This is a genomic window from Saccharibacillus sacchari (assembly GCF_037722395.1).
Taxonomy (GTDB): Bacteria; Bacillota; Bacilli; order Paenibacillales; family Paenibacillaceae; genus Saccharibacillus; species Saccharibacillus sacchari_A.
The window spans coordinates 15175-32212 of the sequence record NZ_JBBKAR010000058.1; the positions used below are offsets into that span (position 1 = coordinate 15175).

13 protein-coding genes are annotated in these 17038 nt (G+C 55.2%); 11 read left to right on the forward strand and 2 right to left on the reverse strand.

Annotation, left to right across the window (positions count from 1 at the left end; genetic code table 11):
* Positions 1–36 precede the first annotated feature (36 nt).
* The gene (locus WKI47_RS24250; protein WP_340229819.1) at positions 37–1197 is read left to right on the forward strand and encodes an amidohydrolase; all 1161 of its coding nucleotides are present in this window, start codon (positions 37–39) and stop codon (positions 1195–1197) included.
* 111 nt (positions 1198–1308) lie between these two features.
* Here WKI47_RS24250 and WKI47_RS24255 read toward each other — a convergent pair whose 3' ends face one another.
* Positions 1309–3090 (reverse strand): DUF4127 family protein, encoded by a 1782-nt coding sequence (locus WKI47_RS24255; protein WP_340229777.1) that lies wholly within the window; start codon positions 3088–3090, stop codon positions 1309–1311.
* A gap of 284 nt (positions 3091–3374) precedes the next feature.
* Here WKI47_RS24255 and WKI47_RS24260 point away from each other — a divergent pair, with 284 nt between their 5' ends.
* From WKI47_RS24260 to WKI47_RS24300, 9 genes are all read left to right on the forward strand, one after another.
* Entirely contained in the window at positions 3375–3719 is a 345-nt protein-coding gene (locus WKI47_RS24260) for an RNA polymerase sigma factor (RefSeq protein ID WP_340229778.1), read from the forward strand.
* Positions 3662–3874, forward strand: a complete 213-nt coding sequence (locus WKI47_RS24265) for a hypothetical protein (RefSeq protein ID WP_340229779.1) — start codon at positions 3662–3664, stop codon at positions 3872–3874. Before WKI47_RS24260 ends, WKI47_RS24265 begins: the two co-directional genes overlap by 58 nt.
* A gap of 178 nt (positions 3875–4052) precedes the next feature.
* Positions 4053–4631, forward strand: a complete 579-nt coding sequence (locus tag WKI47_RS24270) for a TetR/AcrR family transcriptional regulator (protein WP_340229780.1) — start codon at positions 4053–4055, stop codon at positions 4629–4631.
* Between the two features lie 24 nt (positions 4632–4655).
* Positions 4656–5012, forward strand: a complete 357-nt coding sequence (locus WKI47_RS24275; protein WP_340229781.1) for an Asp23/Gls24 family envelope stress response protein — start codon at positions 4656–4658, stop codon at positions 5010–5012.
* Positions 5013–5135: 123 nt separating this feature from the next.
* Complete coding sequence (locus WKI47_RS24280) at positions 5136–6023, forward strand: radical SAM/SPASM domain-containing protein (protein WP_340229782.1); 888 nt, start codon at positions 5136–5138, stop codon at positions 6021–6023.
* 215 nt (positions 6024–6238) lie between these two features.
* Positions 6239–6721 (forward strand): GNAT family N-acetyltransferase, encoded by a 483-nt coding sequence (locus WKI47_RS24285; protein WP_340229783.1) that lies wholly within the window; start codon positions 6239–6241, stop codon positions 6719–6721.
* Positions 6722–6893: 172 nt separating this feature from the next.
* Positions 6894–8201, forward strand: coding sequence for an acyl-CoA dehydrogenase family protein (locus tag WKI47_RS24290; RefSeq protein WP_340229784.1), 1308 nt, complete (start codon positions 6894–6896; stop codon positions 8199–8201).
* A gap of 222 nt (positions 8202–8423) precedes the next feature.
* Positions 8424–8846, forward strand: a complete 423-nt coding sequence (locus tag WKI47_RS24295) for a hypothetical protein (RefSeq protein ID WP_340229785.1) — start codon at positions 8424–8426, stop codon at positions 8844–8846.
* A 25-nt stretch (positions 8847–8871) separates the two neighbouring features.
* Positions 8872–13980, forward strand: coding sequence for a DUF4132 domain-containing protein (locus tag WKI47_RS24300; protein WP_340229786.1), 5109 nt, complete (start codon positions 8872–8874; stop codon positions 13978–13980).
* Between the two features lie 388 nt (positions 13981–14368).
* Here the strand turns inward: WKI47_RS24300 and WKI47_RS24305 are convergent, their stop codons facing one another.
* Entirely contained in the window at positions 14369–14914 is a 546-nt protein-coding gene (locus tag WKI47_RS24305; RefSeq protein ID WP_340229787.1) for a hypothetical protein, read from the reverse strand.
* Positions 14915–15163: 249 nt separating this feature from the next.
* Between WKI47_RS24305 and WKI47_RS24310 the strand changes: the two genes are divergently transcribed.
* The gene (locus tag WKI47_RS24310) at positions 15164–16885 is read left to right on the forward strand and encodes an alpha-keto acid decarboxylase family protein (protein ID WP_340229788.1); all 1722 of its coding nucleotides are present in this window, start codon (positions 15164–15166) and stop codon (positions 16883–16885) included.
* Positions 16886–17038: the final 153 nt, after the last annotated feature.

The following is a 17038-nucleotide window of genomic DNA, read 5'->3' on the forward strand; positions in this document are numbered from 1 at the left end:
TTGAGCGATCTGGAGCAGTGGTTGTCCCGCGCGGAAATGCTGGATGAGCAGGTAAGGCAATGGCGGCGGCATTTTCACCGTCATCCCGAGCTGTCTTTCGAAGAATACGAAACGTCGCGTTATATCTATGAACAATTGGAGCGCATCGGCGGATTGCAATTGTCCCGTCCGACGCCGACCAGCGTGGTCGCGCGGTTGATCGGCGGCAAGCCCGGCGGCACGCTGGCGCTGCGCGCGGATATCGACGCGTTGGCGATCCATGAAGAAAACACGTTCGAATACGCGTCGGCGCATCCGGGAGTGATGCACGCTTGCGGACACGATTCGCACGCGGCGGTGCTGCTCGGCGCGGCGGATATTTTGTCCAAAAGCCGGGAGCGGCTGCGCGGCGAGATCCGCTTCGTGTTCCAGCACGCCGAAGAAGTGCCGCCGGGCGGCGCGCAGCAGTTGGTGGAGGCGGGCGTGCTGGACGGCGTCGACGCGATCTATGGCCTGCATTTGCTGAGCTGGCTCGATACCGGCAAGATCGGCTTGATCGAAGGGCCGGTCATGGCGGCGACGGACAATTTCGACCTGACGATACGCGGAACCGGAGGCCACGCCGCTTATCCGCATCACGGCGCGGACGCGATCGCGGCGGCCGCCCAGGTGGTCGCCAATCTTCAGCATGTCGTGGCGCGGCAGACCGATCCGATGAAGCAGGCGGTGTTATCGGTCACGCGTCTTCGCGGCGGAGACGCGTACAACGTTTTCCCGGAAACCGTGGAAATCGGCGGCACCGTGCGTTCGTTCGATCCGGAGCTGCGCGAGACGTTGCTGGAACGTATCCGCCATACCGCGACGCATATCGCGGAAGCGCACGGCGCTTCGGCCGAATTGTCGGTGCAGCGCGGGTATCCGGCGCTATACAACGACAAGCTTCTGGTGAGCATGGCGGAAGAAACGGTACGCGCGGAGTTCGGCGAAGACGCGATCGCGCATTCCGATCCGACGATGGGCGCCGAAGACTTCGCGGCTTACGCGCGCCGGATTCCGGGCGCGTTCGTGTATATCGGCGCGCGAAGCGAAGCCGCGCAAAGCCATTATCCGCATCACCATCCCCGTTTCACGGTAGACGAGGAAGGCATGAAAGTCGCGCTTCGCTTCTGGTTGGCTCTCGTCGACCGTTGGCAGCGGGAATCGCCGCTCGCGAAATAAGCTCAAAAAGCCAAAAAAGCTGTTCCCCGGTGACTGCGTCACTTTGGGAACAGCTTTTTTTATAAGCCGTTTTTTACAAATCGGCCCGGGATGTCCGGGAGCGGTTCGCGGTTATTCGCAAGCGCCCTGCGAAGTCCGCTCCAGATCGATCTGCGGATTCAGCGTGATCTCGAACGCGCGCCACCAGATAAAGTCCGGGTCGTCCTGCGGCAGCACGACAGCGGCATACTGCGCGAAGCGCCAGTCGCGCGAGTTCGGCCCGGCTTCGCCTTGCGGAACGCCGAAGCGCCGAACCGCGCAGGTCGGAGCGCCCGTGCCGATGCCGAACGCCGGAGTCGCCGCCAGTTCGGCGGTACGAGTCTGCATATCGGTACGCAGCAACTGCACGAGGTAATCATAGTCCTGCGGCGTGTTGAAGATTTTCATGTTCTGATCGGCCGTCACGTTGGTGTACGGCGTGCGGGCGCGCGATTCCGTGCGGATATTCGCGATCTCGATCGTTTTGTACGAATAGTCTTTCAGGAAGCGCTTGAACAGCAGCGAGCCGTGCGCGTCCAGCGCGAGGCCGAGCGCCCGTTCCTGCGTTTCTTTTTTGAGGAAAAAGAAACGGGACAGCGCCATGCCGAGCGACATGCCGATCTTGTTGCCCGCCGTGTTCCAGGCGCTGTAGCCGAACAACGTGCCCGTCGCCGGAGAGTTCAGCAGTTCCGGGGTCACGACCGTGCCCGCCGAACCGCCGCGCGTGAAGTCCACGACCAGCGTCGGCAGTTTGGCAGCGCGGTTGGCTTCGAGATACGCGACCGCCGCGCCGATCTGATCTTCGCCCGTCAGCGCGACAAGTTCCAGCTCGTAGTCGGGATTCGAGACCGAGCGTCCGTCGCCGGTATACGCCCCGCCCACGATATCGATATGCCGCAGGATATTGGTATGCACGTCCATGTATTCGTAGGCGTTCACGATCTCCGAGCCGTCGCGGCCGAAGTAACGGACAGCCACCACGGGCTTGACCGGTTGGGCCGCCGATCCCGCGTGCAGCTTGGCCGCCATGCGCGCCATCAGGGAATGACCGAGACCGTCGGCATCCGGCAGGATGATCGCCCGCTCCGGATTTTGTCCGCCGCTGCCGCTGAGCCATGTGTCGATCTGGGCTTCGATCCAATCGATCTCGTTCGCCTGCACGCCCTGGGTCGACGCGTCATCTACGCCGAAGGCTACGAAATCCACTCCGGCATCGCGTACCAGTGCTTCCAGCACGTAACGGTTGGTTTTGAATTTATGTTGGCGGGCATTGTAATAGGTTTGCTTGTCGAAATAAACGGTATCTTCGTAGTTGCTTCCGTCCGGCTGAAGATCGTAACCGCCGAGGATGTCATCGAATTCCGTTTGCGCGAGACGGGGCTTCATCATGAGCGCTCGCGATTCGGTGTACGCTTCGATGCTGAGACTTTCCGCCATCGTGGTCGTCGCCAGCCGCATCACCGTATCCAGCAGGAAGATCGGCTTGTTCGGATGATCGCGTTTCAACCCGGCAATCGTATCGAGCAGCGACGTCGTTTGCGGATCATAGGTCGGATAATCGGCTCCGCCGTCCGCCCGGAGGCGTCGGCTGCCGATCAGACCGCCGTAAGCCAGCATATCGATCGAGATGATAAAGCCGTCCGCTTCGGCTGCTTTGCTCAGCAAAAACTGCCCTACCGCTGCCGGATCGCCGTAGACCGCTCCGCTTGTTCCCACCACTTCCGTGCCTTCGATCTCTCCTGTGTCGTCCATTCGGTTGCGGATGATCGAGGCGTTCGGCGTCACGACCTCCAACCCTGCCGCATGTCCTTGCACAATCACGTCATCGAGATTTGCCGGACGGTCGTCCAGCGGGATGTATACGATTTTTTTCATAAGTATCGCTCCTTTGGCTTGGTTTGGCGGCGGCTTGCGTAAACCTGCTGTTTGTCCGCCGTTACTTGATAAGGAGAAACGGAGAGACGTTTTACAACCGTTCGCCCAAATTTTTTTTGTAAAATCCCCTCTACGACTAACTTGGTCAAGCTACTACGATGTACGCCGCTTTTTTCGTAACGTTGTGCCTTTTTCGAAAATGGTTCTATCCAAATGGCAAAGGTTATAAGATAATAAACAAGAACATTTGTTCTGATTATAGAAATAGGGGAGGAAAACCATCCATGGAAGAAACGATCGACAACTATCGGCAAGAGCTTCGGCGTACCGCTTGGCGGGTCGCTTATCATCAGAGGGCGCGCTATCGCAAAGAAGTCATAGGCATCGAAATTGAAAGCTTGAGCCGTCCGGCAGAATCTTGCTCGCATGAAATAGAACAAGGACTAACGGAATATATCGAACTGATTCCTTTTGACAAAGGCAGACAGGTCATGCAATCCATATTCATGGAGGGAAAAACGGAAGCCGAAACAGCCGAACGCATGCAAATCAGCCAACAGGGGGTGAGCAAATGGAAACGAAAATCGTTGGAACATCTGCGGCAGACGCTGAATTCCCATCCTTGTTGAAACGTTCCCGCGCAGGCGATTCCGAAGCGCTGCGCCAAGTGGTCGAACTGCTGGAGCCGGATATCAAGGAACTGAGCCGGCAGATGAGGATGGACCGAAGCGACGCCGAGCAGACGCTACGGGCGGAGGTGATCGGGTGGGTGTTGGGAGAGTAACCGGAAGTATGGAAGATTCTAAGCATGTGCGAAAAAGCATGATTTCAAGTTTGTTTTTCCGTAACCCAAGCGTTAAAATAAACGTAGAGATGATAGATTGATCTATCAAAATTAAACTGCGCATTTGTGTTTGTCTCGGCCCTTTAAAAGTAAGGCAATCGGGTAGGGGGAGTACGTTTTGGAAAAAGAACAAATACCCGCCAAACAAGCCAAGTTGAATGCGATTTTGGATGCGGCGACGTCGTTGTTGGTGGAAAAGCCGACGGCTTCGCTGAACGAAATCGCGACGCGTGCCGGTATCGGAATCGCGACGCTGCATCGTTACGTGGAGAGCCGGGAGCAGTTGATGCTGCATTTGGGTTTTCGGGCGATGGATGTGTTGCGGGAAGGTTTTGAATCGGTGGAAAAAGAAGCCTGCGCCGCCGAGCGATACATTCCCCGATTGATCGAAGCGCTGATTCCGCTGGGGGATCGGATTTACTTTTTGACCCGGGATGCCACGATTGACAGTAATCCGGATATGGAGCATAAGTATCGGGAGATTCGCCAGCCTGTTTTGGAGAAGATCGCGAAGCTTCAGCAGAACCGGATTTTGCGACAAGACTGCGATGCGGAATGGATCTGGAGCGTGACGGAGTCGATGCTTTTTCTGGCCTGGGAAAGAATGGCGAGCGGACATCTGACTTCACGTTCGGCGGCGGCACTGGTTGAAGGCACGATACGCAGGGGTTTCGGAGTCGGCGAACGTCAAACATAACGGATAATCAAGGGAGGAATAGCGATGAGTATCGAAACGGGAGTCGGACGCATCACGATGACGGAGAAAGTGCTGTACAAAATCGTGGCCGGAGCGCTGGCGGATACGGAGGGCGTGGCGTTGGGGACGGACGATTCCGCCGATCTGCCGGAGCGTTTGCGTGCAGCGGGAAAAAGCGGCCGAATCGTGCTCAAGCTGCTTGAAGACGGCGTGGACGTTGAGCTGCGTATTGACGTGCGCTTCGGCGAACGGATTCAGGAAGTATGCCGCGAGCTTCGCAGCAATGTGGAGACAAGCGTTGAAAAACTGGCCGGCATGCCGGTCGTAGCGGTCTCGATCATCGTCGAAGGCTTGGTCGGAGCGCGAACGGATCGTTTTTAAAAGGATTCGGGGTTGAGCTTTTGCTTCTCGGGACACATAATAGACACAGAACCCATTTGCATGGCCCGTATCGTCTATGGGATCTCGGAATAGGTATTTTACCCGGAAATGGAGCGTCAACCTGTGCGAACATTCAAAAAAGTATATATCGAAATTACGAGCGTATGCAATCTGTCCTGCCACTTTTGTCCGCCGACGGAGCGTCAAGCCAAGTTTATCAAGCCGGAGACGTTCGAGCAGATTTTGGATAAGATCGACCCGCATACGAACCATATCTATTTGCATGTAAAAGGAGAGCCGCTGCTGCATCCGAAGATCGATCTGCTGCTGGATGCGGCGCATGAGCGCGGCTTGAAGGTCAATATCACTACCAACGGCACGTTGATCAAAAAAAACCGCGACAAGCTGCTCGGCAAGCCTGCTTTGCGCCAGATGAACTTTTCGCTGCATAGTTTCGACGGTCATGCCGGTTCGACGGATCGCGATGGTTACCTAAATGAGATTCTGTCATTCGTGCGCGAGGCTTCTCAGCATGATGTAGCCAATAAGGTCTTGTTCTCGTTCCGCCTGTGGAATCTGACCGAGGACAATATGACCAATGCCGCACGCAGCCGCAACCGCGAGACGCTGGAACTGATCGAACGCGAATACAATCTGGATTACCGGATCGAGGAAAAGGTGGAGCGGGGCAAGGGTCTGAAAGTGTCCGATAACGTCTACTTGAACCAGGATCACGAGTTCCAATGGCCGAGCCTGAGCGCGCCGGAAGACGACGGAAAAGGCTTCTGCCACGCGCTGCGCAACCATGCGGCGATTCTGGTCGACGGCACGGTCGTGCCTTGCTGTCTGGACGGGGAAGGCGTGATGAAACTCGGCAACGTGCTGGAGCAGGAGTTTTCCGAGATCGTGGAAAGCAAGCGTGCCAACGATATCGTGTATGGGTTTTCCCGGCGCGAGGCGGTTGAGGAGTTGTGCCGGAAGTGTGGGTATCGGACACGGTTTGGAGCGTGAATGGCGCTGCGGGAGAAATTCGTTCAAAACGCTGTCTCACCCGGAAATTTGAGGTTGGCATATATGCCAACCTCAAATTTCCGGGTTCAAAGGCGTTTTGAACTGAATTTCTCCCTCCGCTAGGCACGCTCGTTTTTTAGTAATAGGCTAAAAAACCAAACCGCTTAGAAGGCGGTTTTTTTGTACATAAATCAAATGAAAAAGGGAGCATCAAGATGGGGCAGAAAAAAGTGGTTTTGGAACTTATAACAGAGGAAGAGTTTGTGGGATACCGGGCGAGGTCGGTTGCGGAGTTTGCGGAGGATAAGGTTAAGGCGGGGAGTTGGAAGGAAGAGGAGGCGTTGAAGCTTTCGGAAGAGACGTATCAAAAATATTTACCGGATGGGATTCATAGCAAGGAGCAATATTTATATGTTGTGCGTCAGGAAGGGCAGCAGGCGGGTGTCGGTTATGTTTGGCTCAATGTAGCGGATACTCCGGCGGGGACGCGGGCTTTTTTGTATGACATCATTATCGAAGAAGAGTACCGCGGCCAAGGGTTGGGGCAGGCGACGATGAGGGCGTTGGATGATACGGCGCGTTCGCTCGGAGCGGCGACGATTGGGTTGCATGTGTTTGGTCATAATCAGACGGCGCTGCATGTGTATCAGAAAGCCGGATATGCGGTCACGGATTATACGATGGCTAAAAAGCTGTGAAATCTACAATGGCCAGGATCGAAAATAAAGCTGGATCGCTGCTGGAGTAGCGGAAATCCGGCTTTTTCGTATGGGATTCCAAATCCCGAGTCACTCGCTTTGCTTTATGGGTATTTTTTTCTCTATAATAGAAAGAAAATGTATAGCGGAAATCTGGAAGGGATGAGCGGAATTGAGGAAAAAGGCGATAGACGCATTTGTCAGAAACGAACGCGAGGCGAAGCTTGTTCATTGGGCGGATCTATTGGCTGAACGGTTTGCGCAGCGGGCCGCCAAGCATGATCGGGAAGGTTCGTTTCCTTTTGAAAATTTCGAAGAGTTAAAAGCAGCCGGATATGCCAAACTTACGCTTGCCCAGGAGCAGGGCGGTGACGGGGTATCCTTGTATGAATGGTTGCTCGTGCAGGAGCGGATAGCGCGCGGCGACGGATCGACGGCGCTTAGCGCAGGCTGGCACGGCGGGATGATGCTGCATTACCGGGAAACGGACATTTGGCCGGAGCCGGGCTTTTCGAATTTTTGCCGGGATGTCGCGTGTTCGGGAGCGATGATCAACAAGTTCGCCAGCGAACGTGCGACCGGAAGTCCGACACGCGGCGGTCGTCCGCAGACGACGGCGGTTCGCGTGGAAGGCGGCTGGAAACTGAGCGGGCGCAAAACGTACAGCACGCTCAGTCCATTATTGACGGATTATATCGTAAGTGCGGGTATCGAGCATTCGCCGGAGGTTGGAGATTTTATCATTCGTCTGGGCAGCGAAGCCGATGAACCGACGTACGCGTCCGGATCTCCGTTTGATGCGGACGGAACGTTTTTGCCGGAGCTTGAGGAAATCGCAAGTCGTGCGCAAACTTCCCGGCAGCGTGCGGCGGAACTTCGAGCTGCGGCAGGCGTCACGCTGGAAGAAACGTGGGATACGCTCGGCATGAGGGCAACAGGCAGTCACGATATCGTGTTGGACGGAGTGTTCGTGCCGGACGAGCAGGTGATGGGCATTTACACGCCGGGACAGTCCAAAGGCGGCGTGGATGACGGAGACGGCTGGATGCTGCATATTCCGGCCTGCTATCTGGGGATCGCTTACGCCGCACGCGATTACGCCCTGAATTTTGCAAAAAATTACACGCCGAACAGCTTGAAAGAGCCGATTGCTACGCTGCCCCATATTCGTCAGTGGATCGGGCAGATCGACAGCGAGCTGCGTCTGGCCCGTACGGCGTTGTACGACATTGCGGATCGTTGGGACCGACTGCCTGATGAACGTGCGATCATGCGACCGGAGTTCGGCTGGGTCAAATACAATGCCACCCATCTTGCCGCGCAGGTCGTCGATAAAGCGATGAAGATCGTGGGCGGAGCCAGCTTGTCGAAAAGCGTGCCGCTTGAACGGTATTACCGGGATGTGCGGGCAGGTCTGCACAATCCGCCGATGGAAGACGCGGTGCTTCAATCGTTGGCACGGACGGCTTTGGACGAATAAGTTTTTTCATGACGGAAGTCCTGGCTTTTTAAAAGTTAGTTTGTATATCCAAGACTTTGCGCCTAAGACCCGACCGCTCTTGCGGCGGGTTTTTTTGTGTGGCGAATTCTGGTAGAATAGAGCTTAAGTAATACGGGAACACTTATTCGCTTTTTTGGATCGTCGGATGCTTTTAAGCTGAGCGAAGATCATACAGAGTCGAATCGCGAAGGAGGAACAACGATGAAGCTGACCGCATTGGTAAAAAGTCCGGGTCGCAAGCGCGGTATCGCCGGACGCGAGCTGGATTTGCCCGGCATGCCGCGCACCCTGCGAGAGTTGATCGAACAAATCGTGCAGTTGACGGTAAGCGAATATGAAGAACGGCGCACGGGCGACGATCTGCTTCGGGCGCTAACCGAGCAGCAGATCGACAGCGGCGCAGAAAACGGCAAAGTCGGCTTCAAAGCCATTTACGGTGAGAAGCCAGCCAATAAGGAGTCAGCTGTGGCTGCTGCATTATTGGGCTTTGAGGATGGGTTATACCGAGTTTTTCTGCGTCGGGAAGAAGTGACCGGCCTGGATGCTCCGTTAACATTGGCAGACGGGGACGAGGTTGTGTTTATGCGTTTTACGATGTTGGCAGGCGGGTTATGGGGTCGATAATCGAAACTGGGGAGGCGAACGAAAGATGAACGAAGAGGTGCAGCAGAAGCGTGAAGAGCAGTATTTCGAAACGCTAAAAGAACGTACAGGCAAGCTGAGCGGTTCGGAGGCACAGATTGCGGCCTGCTTGTTGGAGATTGCGGAGTACGGTTATGTGAATGAGTATCAGGAGCCTGTGCAGCTTATGCGCCGACTGTTGGAAGAAGCGTCGAAAAACCGGCCGGATACGCTGCTGAAGCCGCTGGAACAGGCCGTTCTTGCATTGGCCGGAGAAGCGATGTCCTTGCAGGCGGAGCGAATGATCGACCAAGCCGCCGAATATCCGTATGCCAACGGGTACATGCGACGTCCGTTCCGCACTTCCGAGCCTTCTGTGCATCTGGTTCGCGTTCTGACGAAGATTGTCGGTTTGTTATGGATGGAAGCGGCAGGCTTTACGCTGGAAAAGTATCTGACGGAACGCGAATATTCGAGTGCTCATACGAGTAACTTTTACCGGGTCAGTCACGTGCTGTCCGATCTGATCGCCCAGCAACTGGATGACCATGATCCAACAGTCGAAGCGGCACTCAGAGACATCGTTCTCGGCGAGAATCAGACGGCGCTGCTGACGCGGCAGATGGTTTCCGGCATGCTGATGAGTCACCGGTCCGATATGCACGCGCTGGTCGGGGATCTGCTGATCGCCGCGCGTCTTCAGGAAGGATTGCGTCAGTCGATCGTGGAAAGCATGGACTTCGGCACCGTGGAAGCCTTTACCTATTTGCTGAAATTGATTCTGGATCACGGATTCGTACGTTACGCTTCGATCGTGCGCGCGGCTGCCGTTTGGACAGGAATGCCGTTTGACGTCTCCGACGAGCGAGTGGTCAGCAAGATGCTGGAGAAGATCTACTCGGCCATAAGCGATGCCAAACTACGTGAAGAATGGGTAGATTCGAGCAATGCGCAGGACGTGTTTGTAGGGCTGTTCGTTCAAGGGCTTATCGAAGAGAGCGAGCTTCCGTCAAGCGTGAACCGTATTATGGAGAATGGCCCGCATTATCGCAAAGTAGCGGCGCAATACGTGATTTCCATGAGCCAATACGAGCATTTCAAATATGTCTCGGCGCTGCATGTTCTGCTCGGCGGCGAACGCGATCCCGAGTTGCTGTATTGGATGATGAACAACTATACATATGACTATGCCCTAACGTGGATAAGCGAAGAGGAAGAAGACGAAGATCAATCGATGGCTTGGATGGAAAACGAACGGAGAAAGCTGCAAGTCCATCGCGCTCCCGGTCTTGAAGACAAGGAAGCCCGCCGCGAGCAATTCGAAGCTTTTGCCTCGTTGCTCAGCGACGGACTGACCAAAACGATCAGCAAAAAGTCGGGTGCGCTCGATTTCTTGTCCTACACCTACGACCCTGCGGGAATTCTGCGTAAAATGATGTATCTGACCGCTTACGATATGGATCGCGAATGGGTATCCCGTCTGATCGACTTGTCCCCTCTAATGAATGCCGACAGACGTAATGATGTATTGAAATTTTTCCTGGTTCATCCGGAAGAAGTGAAACAGCGGGACTTCATTTTCGCTATGCTGTCGGATAAAAGCATGCCTAACCGCGAAACGGCTTTGAAGCGCGCCCGCGGCCTTGAATTGAACGAGTCGGAGCTGCAACGGGTGGAGGCGCTGTTGAAGCTCAAAACAGGTTCGCTTCGCCAAAGCGCGATCGGCTTGTTGTTGGGTCAGCCGCAGACGGCGCTGGAAGGCGCACTGGATCGGTTGCTTGGCGCCAAGGCAGAGCTTCAGCGTCTGGCTGGCTTGGAACTGTTGACTGAGCTGTCCGCCGACGAGGAGCGCAAGGAAGACTATGAACAGCTTCTGCCTCTGGCCCGGAAAGTGAGTAGCCCGACGCCAAAAGAGTCACAGTTGCTTAAAAAGCTGGAGTCTCCGGGAACGCGCAGCGAATATACGGCAGCCAAAGGCTTTGGATTATACGACCCGAACGCGACCGAGGAATGGCTGATGCAACCGGGCGGCGAGCAAGCGGATTTCGATCAAGTCTTTTTCTTGGATGAGGAAAAAGCGGCTGGCTTTATCCGCGGCCTGGACGAATTGGTGCATCGCCTGCGCGATACGGAGTACGAGGTGCAGTATTATGCGGGAGCCAAGGAGAAGCTGTTGATCGGCGCGGAATTCCGCCAGACTTCGTATCTTACAGGCCATAACATTCCGATGCTGGAGCCGGACTATGCACGGAGTTCTTCGTTGGACCTGTACCCGTTGGAGGAAGAGTGGAAAGCTTATCTGGACGCCAGCGGATTCGGGGCGGAAGAACTGCTGAATTTGCAAATGGTGGTAGACACCAAAGAACTGTCGGGAACGCTCTATAACTTCTATAGCGAATTCTCCGATTATTACGATTACCAAAAGATGCAGCGGGTTCGTTTGCTTGAAGGTTGGCGGGAAGAATTCGTTGCGGGCCTGTATCCGCTCGACCGTTTGAAAAGGTTATGGAAACTGCTGGACGAATGTCGGTATACGGATACGGTGTGCACGTTGCTGGGCGCTTTTTACGCAGACTCCGCTCCGGAGCCTGCTTTTGAAACGGCGGCGTCCGCGATGGAGCGTCTTTTGGCGGAATTTCCGGAAGAAGCGCCGGAAAAAGAAAAACCGGTGTGGGCGACGCTTGCGGGCGACTGGATGATCGTGCTGCGCCGGAGCGTGCACGACGATGCTTCGTTCAAGCGTTATCTGTCGCTTTGTTACCGTTACGACAAGCAGCAACAGCAATTTGACGATGTTCATTTCCGTTCGCTGCTGGATATCCGTATGGTTTTCAAAGCGCATACGCTGGGCTTGATCGGCGACAATGAAGCGTACAAGCATCTTTTGGGCGAAAACGCGAATTACATGATGCGCCATCTTACGAGCCATCCGCCGGAAGAACTTCAACAAAGCGAAAGGTTGCAAGACATTATGGCGTCGATCGTAGGCCGTCTGCTGGAGATCGAACTGGCGCGCGGCGATCTGGCGACCGAAGCGACTCCGCTCACGATGGCTTTGCAGCGCATCGAAGGCTTGGATGCTTTGATCCGTATTCTGGTCAGCCTTGGCGGGGAAACGTTCGTGCGCGGCTATATTTACGGCTACGGCGACAATCAGACCAAAAAGGAATCGCTCAGCCATCTGCTCAAAGTCTGTCATCCGGCGGAAAGCGATGACGCGGCCGCGCTTTCGGAAAAGCTCAAAGGAACGGGAATCTCGGAGCAGCGTTTGCTCGAAGCCGCCATGTATGCCCCGCAATGGATCGAGATCGTATCGGCGCATCTGGATTGGCCCGGACTGCGCAGCGCCGCCTGGTATTTCCACGCGCATATCAACGAAAGCTTCTCGGCGGAAAAAGAAACGATCGTCGCGCATTATTCGCCGATCACGCCTCAAGAGTTCAACGACGGAGCATTCGACGTTCAATGGTTCGAGGAAGCTTTCGACACCATCGGAGCGGAACGCTTCAAGCTGCTGTACGATTGCGCCAAGTATATCTCGGGCGGCGCCAATCACCGCCGTTCGCAGCTTTTTGCCGACGCGGTACTCGGCAAGCTGAAACTGGAAGAGACGCGTAAACAGGTAGAGTCCAAGCGCGGCAAAGACCAACTGCTGGCGTACAGTCTGATTCCGCTCGCGAAAAAGCGGGAGCCGGATCTGCGCGGACGTTACGATTTCATTCAGAAGTTCCTGCTCGAAAGCCGTCAGTTCGGCGCGCAGCGTCGGGCCAGCGAAGGGGCGGCCGGTCAGATCGCGCTCGGCAATCTGGCAAGAAGCGCGGGATATGCGGACTCGACCCGTTTGCAGTGGGATATGGAAGCGGGCAAGATGGACGAACTGAAAGTCTACACGGAGCTGCACCAGGTCGACGACGTCGAAGTGAAACTGGCGATCAACGAACGCGGCCTGCCGGAGATCGAGGTGACGAAGGGCGGAAAAGCACTCAAGTCCGTACCTTCGCGTCTGAACAAAAACGAGCATATCGTCCGGTTGAAAGAGGTCAAAACCGAATTGACCGAGCAAAACCGCCGTTTTGTGCGCGAGTTGGAACGTTCCATGGAGAACGGGGCGGTGTTCCGTCTGGACGAGCTGGTGAAGCTGTACGGGAATCCTGTGGTTGCTCCGCTACTGGCTCAACTGGTTTTCCGCGCCAACGAAGATTCATCGGCCAAGCCGACGCTGGGCTATTTCCGTGAGAAAGAGCGTTCGCTGGTGGATATCGAAACCCGGGAAGGCACGCCATTGGCGAAAGAGGCAGAGCTGATTATTGCACATCCGGTCGATCTACATGCAAGCGGGCAGTGGCATTTGTTCCAACGCGACTTTATCGAACGCAATCTGCAAGCGGAAGCCACTGGAAGATTCGTTCCTTCGAAGCAGCCGTTCAAGCAGATTTTCCGCGAATTGTACATGCCGAACGCCGATGAGAAAGCGACAGGAACTTCGTCTTCGCGGTATGCGGGACATCAGGTGCAGCCAAGCAAGACGGTTGCCCTGCTGCGCGGACGCGGCTGGACGGTGAGTTATGAGGAAGGTCTCCAGAAAGTCGATTATAACCATAACGTGATTGCGACGCTGTACGCGATGGCGGATTGGTTCTCGCCGGCGGATACGGAAGCGCCGACGTTGGAAACGATCCACTTCACCGACCGCCGCACGCATAAGCCGATGGCTCTGACCGACGTTCCTCCCGTGCTGTTCTCGGAAATTATGCGGGATGTCGATCTGGTCGTGAGCGTCGCCCATGTAGGCGGCGTCGATCCGGAAGCAAGCCTGACGACAGTGGAGTTGCGGACGGCTATCGTGCGCGAGTCCTTGTCTCTGCTTCGTATCGAAAACGTACGTCTGGACGGGAGTTACGCGCGTGTCGACGGTACGCTGGGCGAGTACGCAGTGCATCTGGGCAGCGGGGTTGCGTACAAGCAGGCGTCAGGTGCGCTCAACATCATTCCGGTTCATGCCGGGCAACGCGGACGGTTCTTCCTGCCGTTCCTGGACGAAGACCCGCGTACGGCCGAGATTTTGTCGAAGATCGTGCTGTTGGCGGAGGATACGAAGATTAAGGACCCTCAAATCTTAGAGCAGATAAAAGGGTGATGCGTTAACTGAGGTAGTTCCTATTCGGGCGTTTTGAAGCGGGGCGGCTGCGGGGAAAATTCGTTCAAGACGCTGTCTCACTTGGAAAAACAGATTCGAATTCTATAAGGTTGTTTTCCAAGTTCAACGGCCAACACTATATAGGTGTTACCGCAGGTTTTCTTCGAAACCCTGTATTTCACTGAATTTCTCCCTTCGCCTGGTGCTTCAAAGGAATAGGAAAAGCGCAAAGAGCCTAGTTGAAGACTCGGATGAATCGAGTGCTCCAGCTAGGCTTTTATGTTGTATCCAAAAATTTAAAAATTCTAGGGCCAGTCGGGTGGATTGTTCCAAGTAACTCCATATTGAAAAGGACGAGCGTAACCTTGCCTTCACTTGGTAGAGAGTACTATTGGCCGGTGTAGGTGTAGGCGGAAAGATCATGTTTAGACAGAGACAGGACGCGATTGAGCCAGGTTTCGAGTGTTTGTTGCTTGATGAACGGGTCGCCGCCGACGGGGAGGAGGATGTGGCGGTCTTGGGGAGGGAGTAACGGAATTAGAGGGAAAAGGAGTTTGTCGGCTGCAAAGTCTTGGCGCGCGTAATAGACAAGAAGTTCTTCCTGGTTTTGCGTATGGACCACCAAAAACTGGAATTCCAGATCGCCCCTCAATACTTCGGCATGTCCGCGGATGTTGGGGTGGCCGAGGACGTGGGTGCCTTTGAGTTTTCGCAACTGATATAAAAAGCCGTCGAATTGCGCTTGGTTCAGGTGATAGTCGGCGAAGGCGAAGGTTTCGAAAGGCTTGTTCGGGTTGGTTTCCAGGATCTCAAGGTTTACAATGAAGTCGGCACCTTTTCGCAGTATGGGATTTAAATAATCGGTTTGCCACATCTGCCCTTCATAAGGTTCAAGCAGCGAGCGGACAAGGTTGTTCATGTTGCTATGGTCCATATCGGACCCGTAGGTGATGACAAGCTTTCGGTTGCGTACATGACTGGAATCGGTAATGGAAATCGCTCCTTTTCAACAAGTGTGTCTGAAGGATTGAACGTCTTATCAAAGTGCAGGGTTACGGAAGGTATTAGCAATTTTCGCAAAATAATGACCTATCGCCCCGCTTCCGGGGTAATCATAGTTAGAGGCTGACCGTTCGGCGCAGCGCCGAGGGGCAGTCAGCGATCGCGGAAGGAGTGTGCCAGCATGGCCAAAACAATTATGGGAAAAGTTCGTTCGAACGCACAGGGAGAGGGGCAAGCAACGCTCGGCACCTATTTGTTCGATTGTTTAAAAAAAGAAGGCGTGACCGAAGTGTTCGGCGTACCGGGCGATTACAATTTCACGCTGCTGGATACGTTGGAGCAGTACGAAGGCGTCAAGCTGGTTCCGGCTCGCAACGAGCTGAACGGCGGGTATGCGGCGGACGGTTACGCAAGGGTAAAAGGTCTCGCGGCGCTGATCACCACGTTCGGCGTGGGCGAGTTGAGCGCGGTCAATGCTATCGCGGGCGCTTACAGCGAAAACGTGCCGATCGTGCATATCGTCGGATCGCCGAAATCGCAAAAACAAAAACAGCAAAAGCTTTTGCACCATACGCTAATGGACGGCGATTTCGACGCTTTCCGCCGCGTGTACGAGCCGATCTCCGCGTATACCGCGATCTTGACGCCGGACAACGCAACGGTCGAGATACCGAAAGCGATCCATATCGCCAAACGTACCAAAAAGCCGGTCTACCTGTCGGTGGCGCTGGATCTCGTGCAGCAGCCGCTGGCGATGAAAGTGCCGAAACTGGAGCAGCCGAAAACGAACGAGTCTTCGCTGAAGTCGGCTTCGCGCCAAGCTCGCAAAATGCTGAAATCGGCGAAACAGGTCGTGCTGCTCAGCGATACGCAGGTGAAAAGCTGGAAATGGGAACCGCTCGTGCGCGCGCTTGCGGAACAGCTTCAAATTCCGGTCGCGTCCACGATCACGGGCAAAGGCGGATTCGACGAAAGCCATCCGAACCATATCGGCACGTACGGCGGCCAAACGGGCAGCGAAGGCGTGCGTGCGGTCGTCGAACAAGCGGATTGCCTGATTATCGCGGGTTACGTGCCGTCCGATACGAATCTGGGTGGGGAAGGCTCGGAACCGAATCCGAAAAAAACGATCGTGATCCATCCGGAATCCACGATCGTCGGCGGCCAGACCTATACGGATATTTTGGGCGCGGACATGCTGAACGAGCTGACCGGACTCGGTTTGACGGCCGAACAGCCCGTGCCTGCCGCAGATTACCCTTATAATAGCGGCACCCAGCTCGACGGTAGCCATGCGCTGACGGCGAAAGAATACTATCCGTTGATCCAGCGTTTGCTGCAACCGGGCGATATCGTCGTGGCTGAAACGGGCACGCTCGCTTACGGGTTATCGCAAGTCCAGCTTCCGCAAGGAGCGACGTATATCGCGCAAGGCGGCTGGCAAAGTATCGGGTACGCGACGCCTGCGACTTTGGGCGCGTGCATCGCCGCTCCCAAGCGCCGCGTGCTGCTGTTCACGGGCGACGGCTCGCTTCAGATGACGGTGCAGGAACTGAGTTCCATGATGGCGTACGGCTGCAAGCCGATCATTTTCGTGCTGAACAACCGCGGCTATACGATCGAAAAGCATCTGAATTTCCGCACGCCGACCGAGCGCCAATCGTACAACGAAATTCCGGGCTGGAATTATCTAAAGCTGGTCGAAGCGTTTGGCGGTCAGGCATATACGGAACGTGTACGTACGATCGGCGAATTGGCGCGGGCTTTCCGCGACGCCGAACTTCAACGCTCGGACAAATTGTGCCTGATCGAAATGGTCGTGCCGAACGATATGGATGCTCCGGAGTATTTGCGTCAGGTGAGCAAAGAGATGGAGCGTCAGGAAAACAAAAGCAAAAAATAACGAGCGGCGCCGAAGCGTTTTCGATTCGGTTTGACGTATCGCGATGCCGCGCCTTTTTCAAAGATCAAAGCTTTTACCGCGACGCCGAACGTCCCGCGAAGGACTTCGGCGTTATTTTTTATTTCCGTAGCCGTCCGCTCAGGAACTTTATCC

Excerpts from the sequence above, each read along its gene's own strand:
- WKI47_RS24250 (WP_340229819.1), top strand. The coding sequence starts at position 37 with ATGCTGGATGAGCAGGTAAGGCAATGGCGGCGGCATTTTCACCGTCAT.
- WKI47_RS24255 (WP_340229777.1), bottom strand. The coding sequence starts at position 3,090 with ATGAAAAAAATCGTATACATCCCGCTGGACGACCGTCCGGCAAATCTC.
- WKI47_RS24260 (WP_340229778.1), top strand. The coding sequence starts at position 3,375 with ATGGAAGAAACGATCGACAACTATCGGCAAGAGCTTCGGCGTACCGCT.
- WKI47_RS24265 (WP_340229779.1), top strand. The coding sequence starts at position 3,662 with ATGGAAACGAAAATCGTTGGAACATCTGCGGCAGACGCTGAATTCCCA.
- WKI47_RS24275 (WP_340229781.1), top strand. The coding sequence starts at position 4,656 with ATGAGTATCGAAACGGGAGTCGGACGCATCACGATGACGGAGAAAGTG.
- WKI47_RS24285 (WP_340229783.1), top strand. The coding sequence starts at position 6,239 with ATGGGGCAGAAAAAAGTGGTTTTGGAACTTATAACAGAGGAAGAGTTT.
- WKI47_RS24295 (WP_340229785.1), top strand. The coding sequence starts at position 8,424 with ATGAAGCTGACCGCATTGGTAAAAAGTCCGGGTCGCAAGCGCGGTATC.
- WKI47_RS24300 (WP_340229786.1), top strand. The coding sequence starts at position 8,872 with ATGAACGAAGAGGTGCAGCAGAAGCGTGAAGAGCAGTATTTCGAAACG.
- WKI47_RS24305 (WP_340229787.1), bottom strand. The coding sequence starts at position 14,914 with ATGGACCATAGCAACATGAACAACCTTGTCCGCTCGCTGCTTGAACCT.
- WKI47_RS24310 (WP_340229788.1), top strand. The coding sequence starts at position 15,164 with ATGGCCAAAACAATTATGGGAAAAGTTCGTTCGAACGCACAGGGAGAG.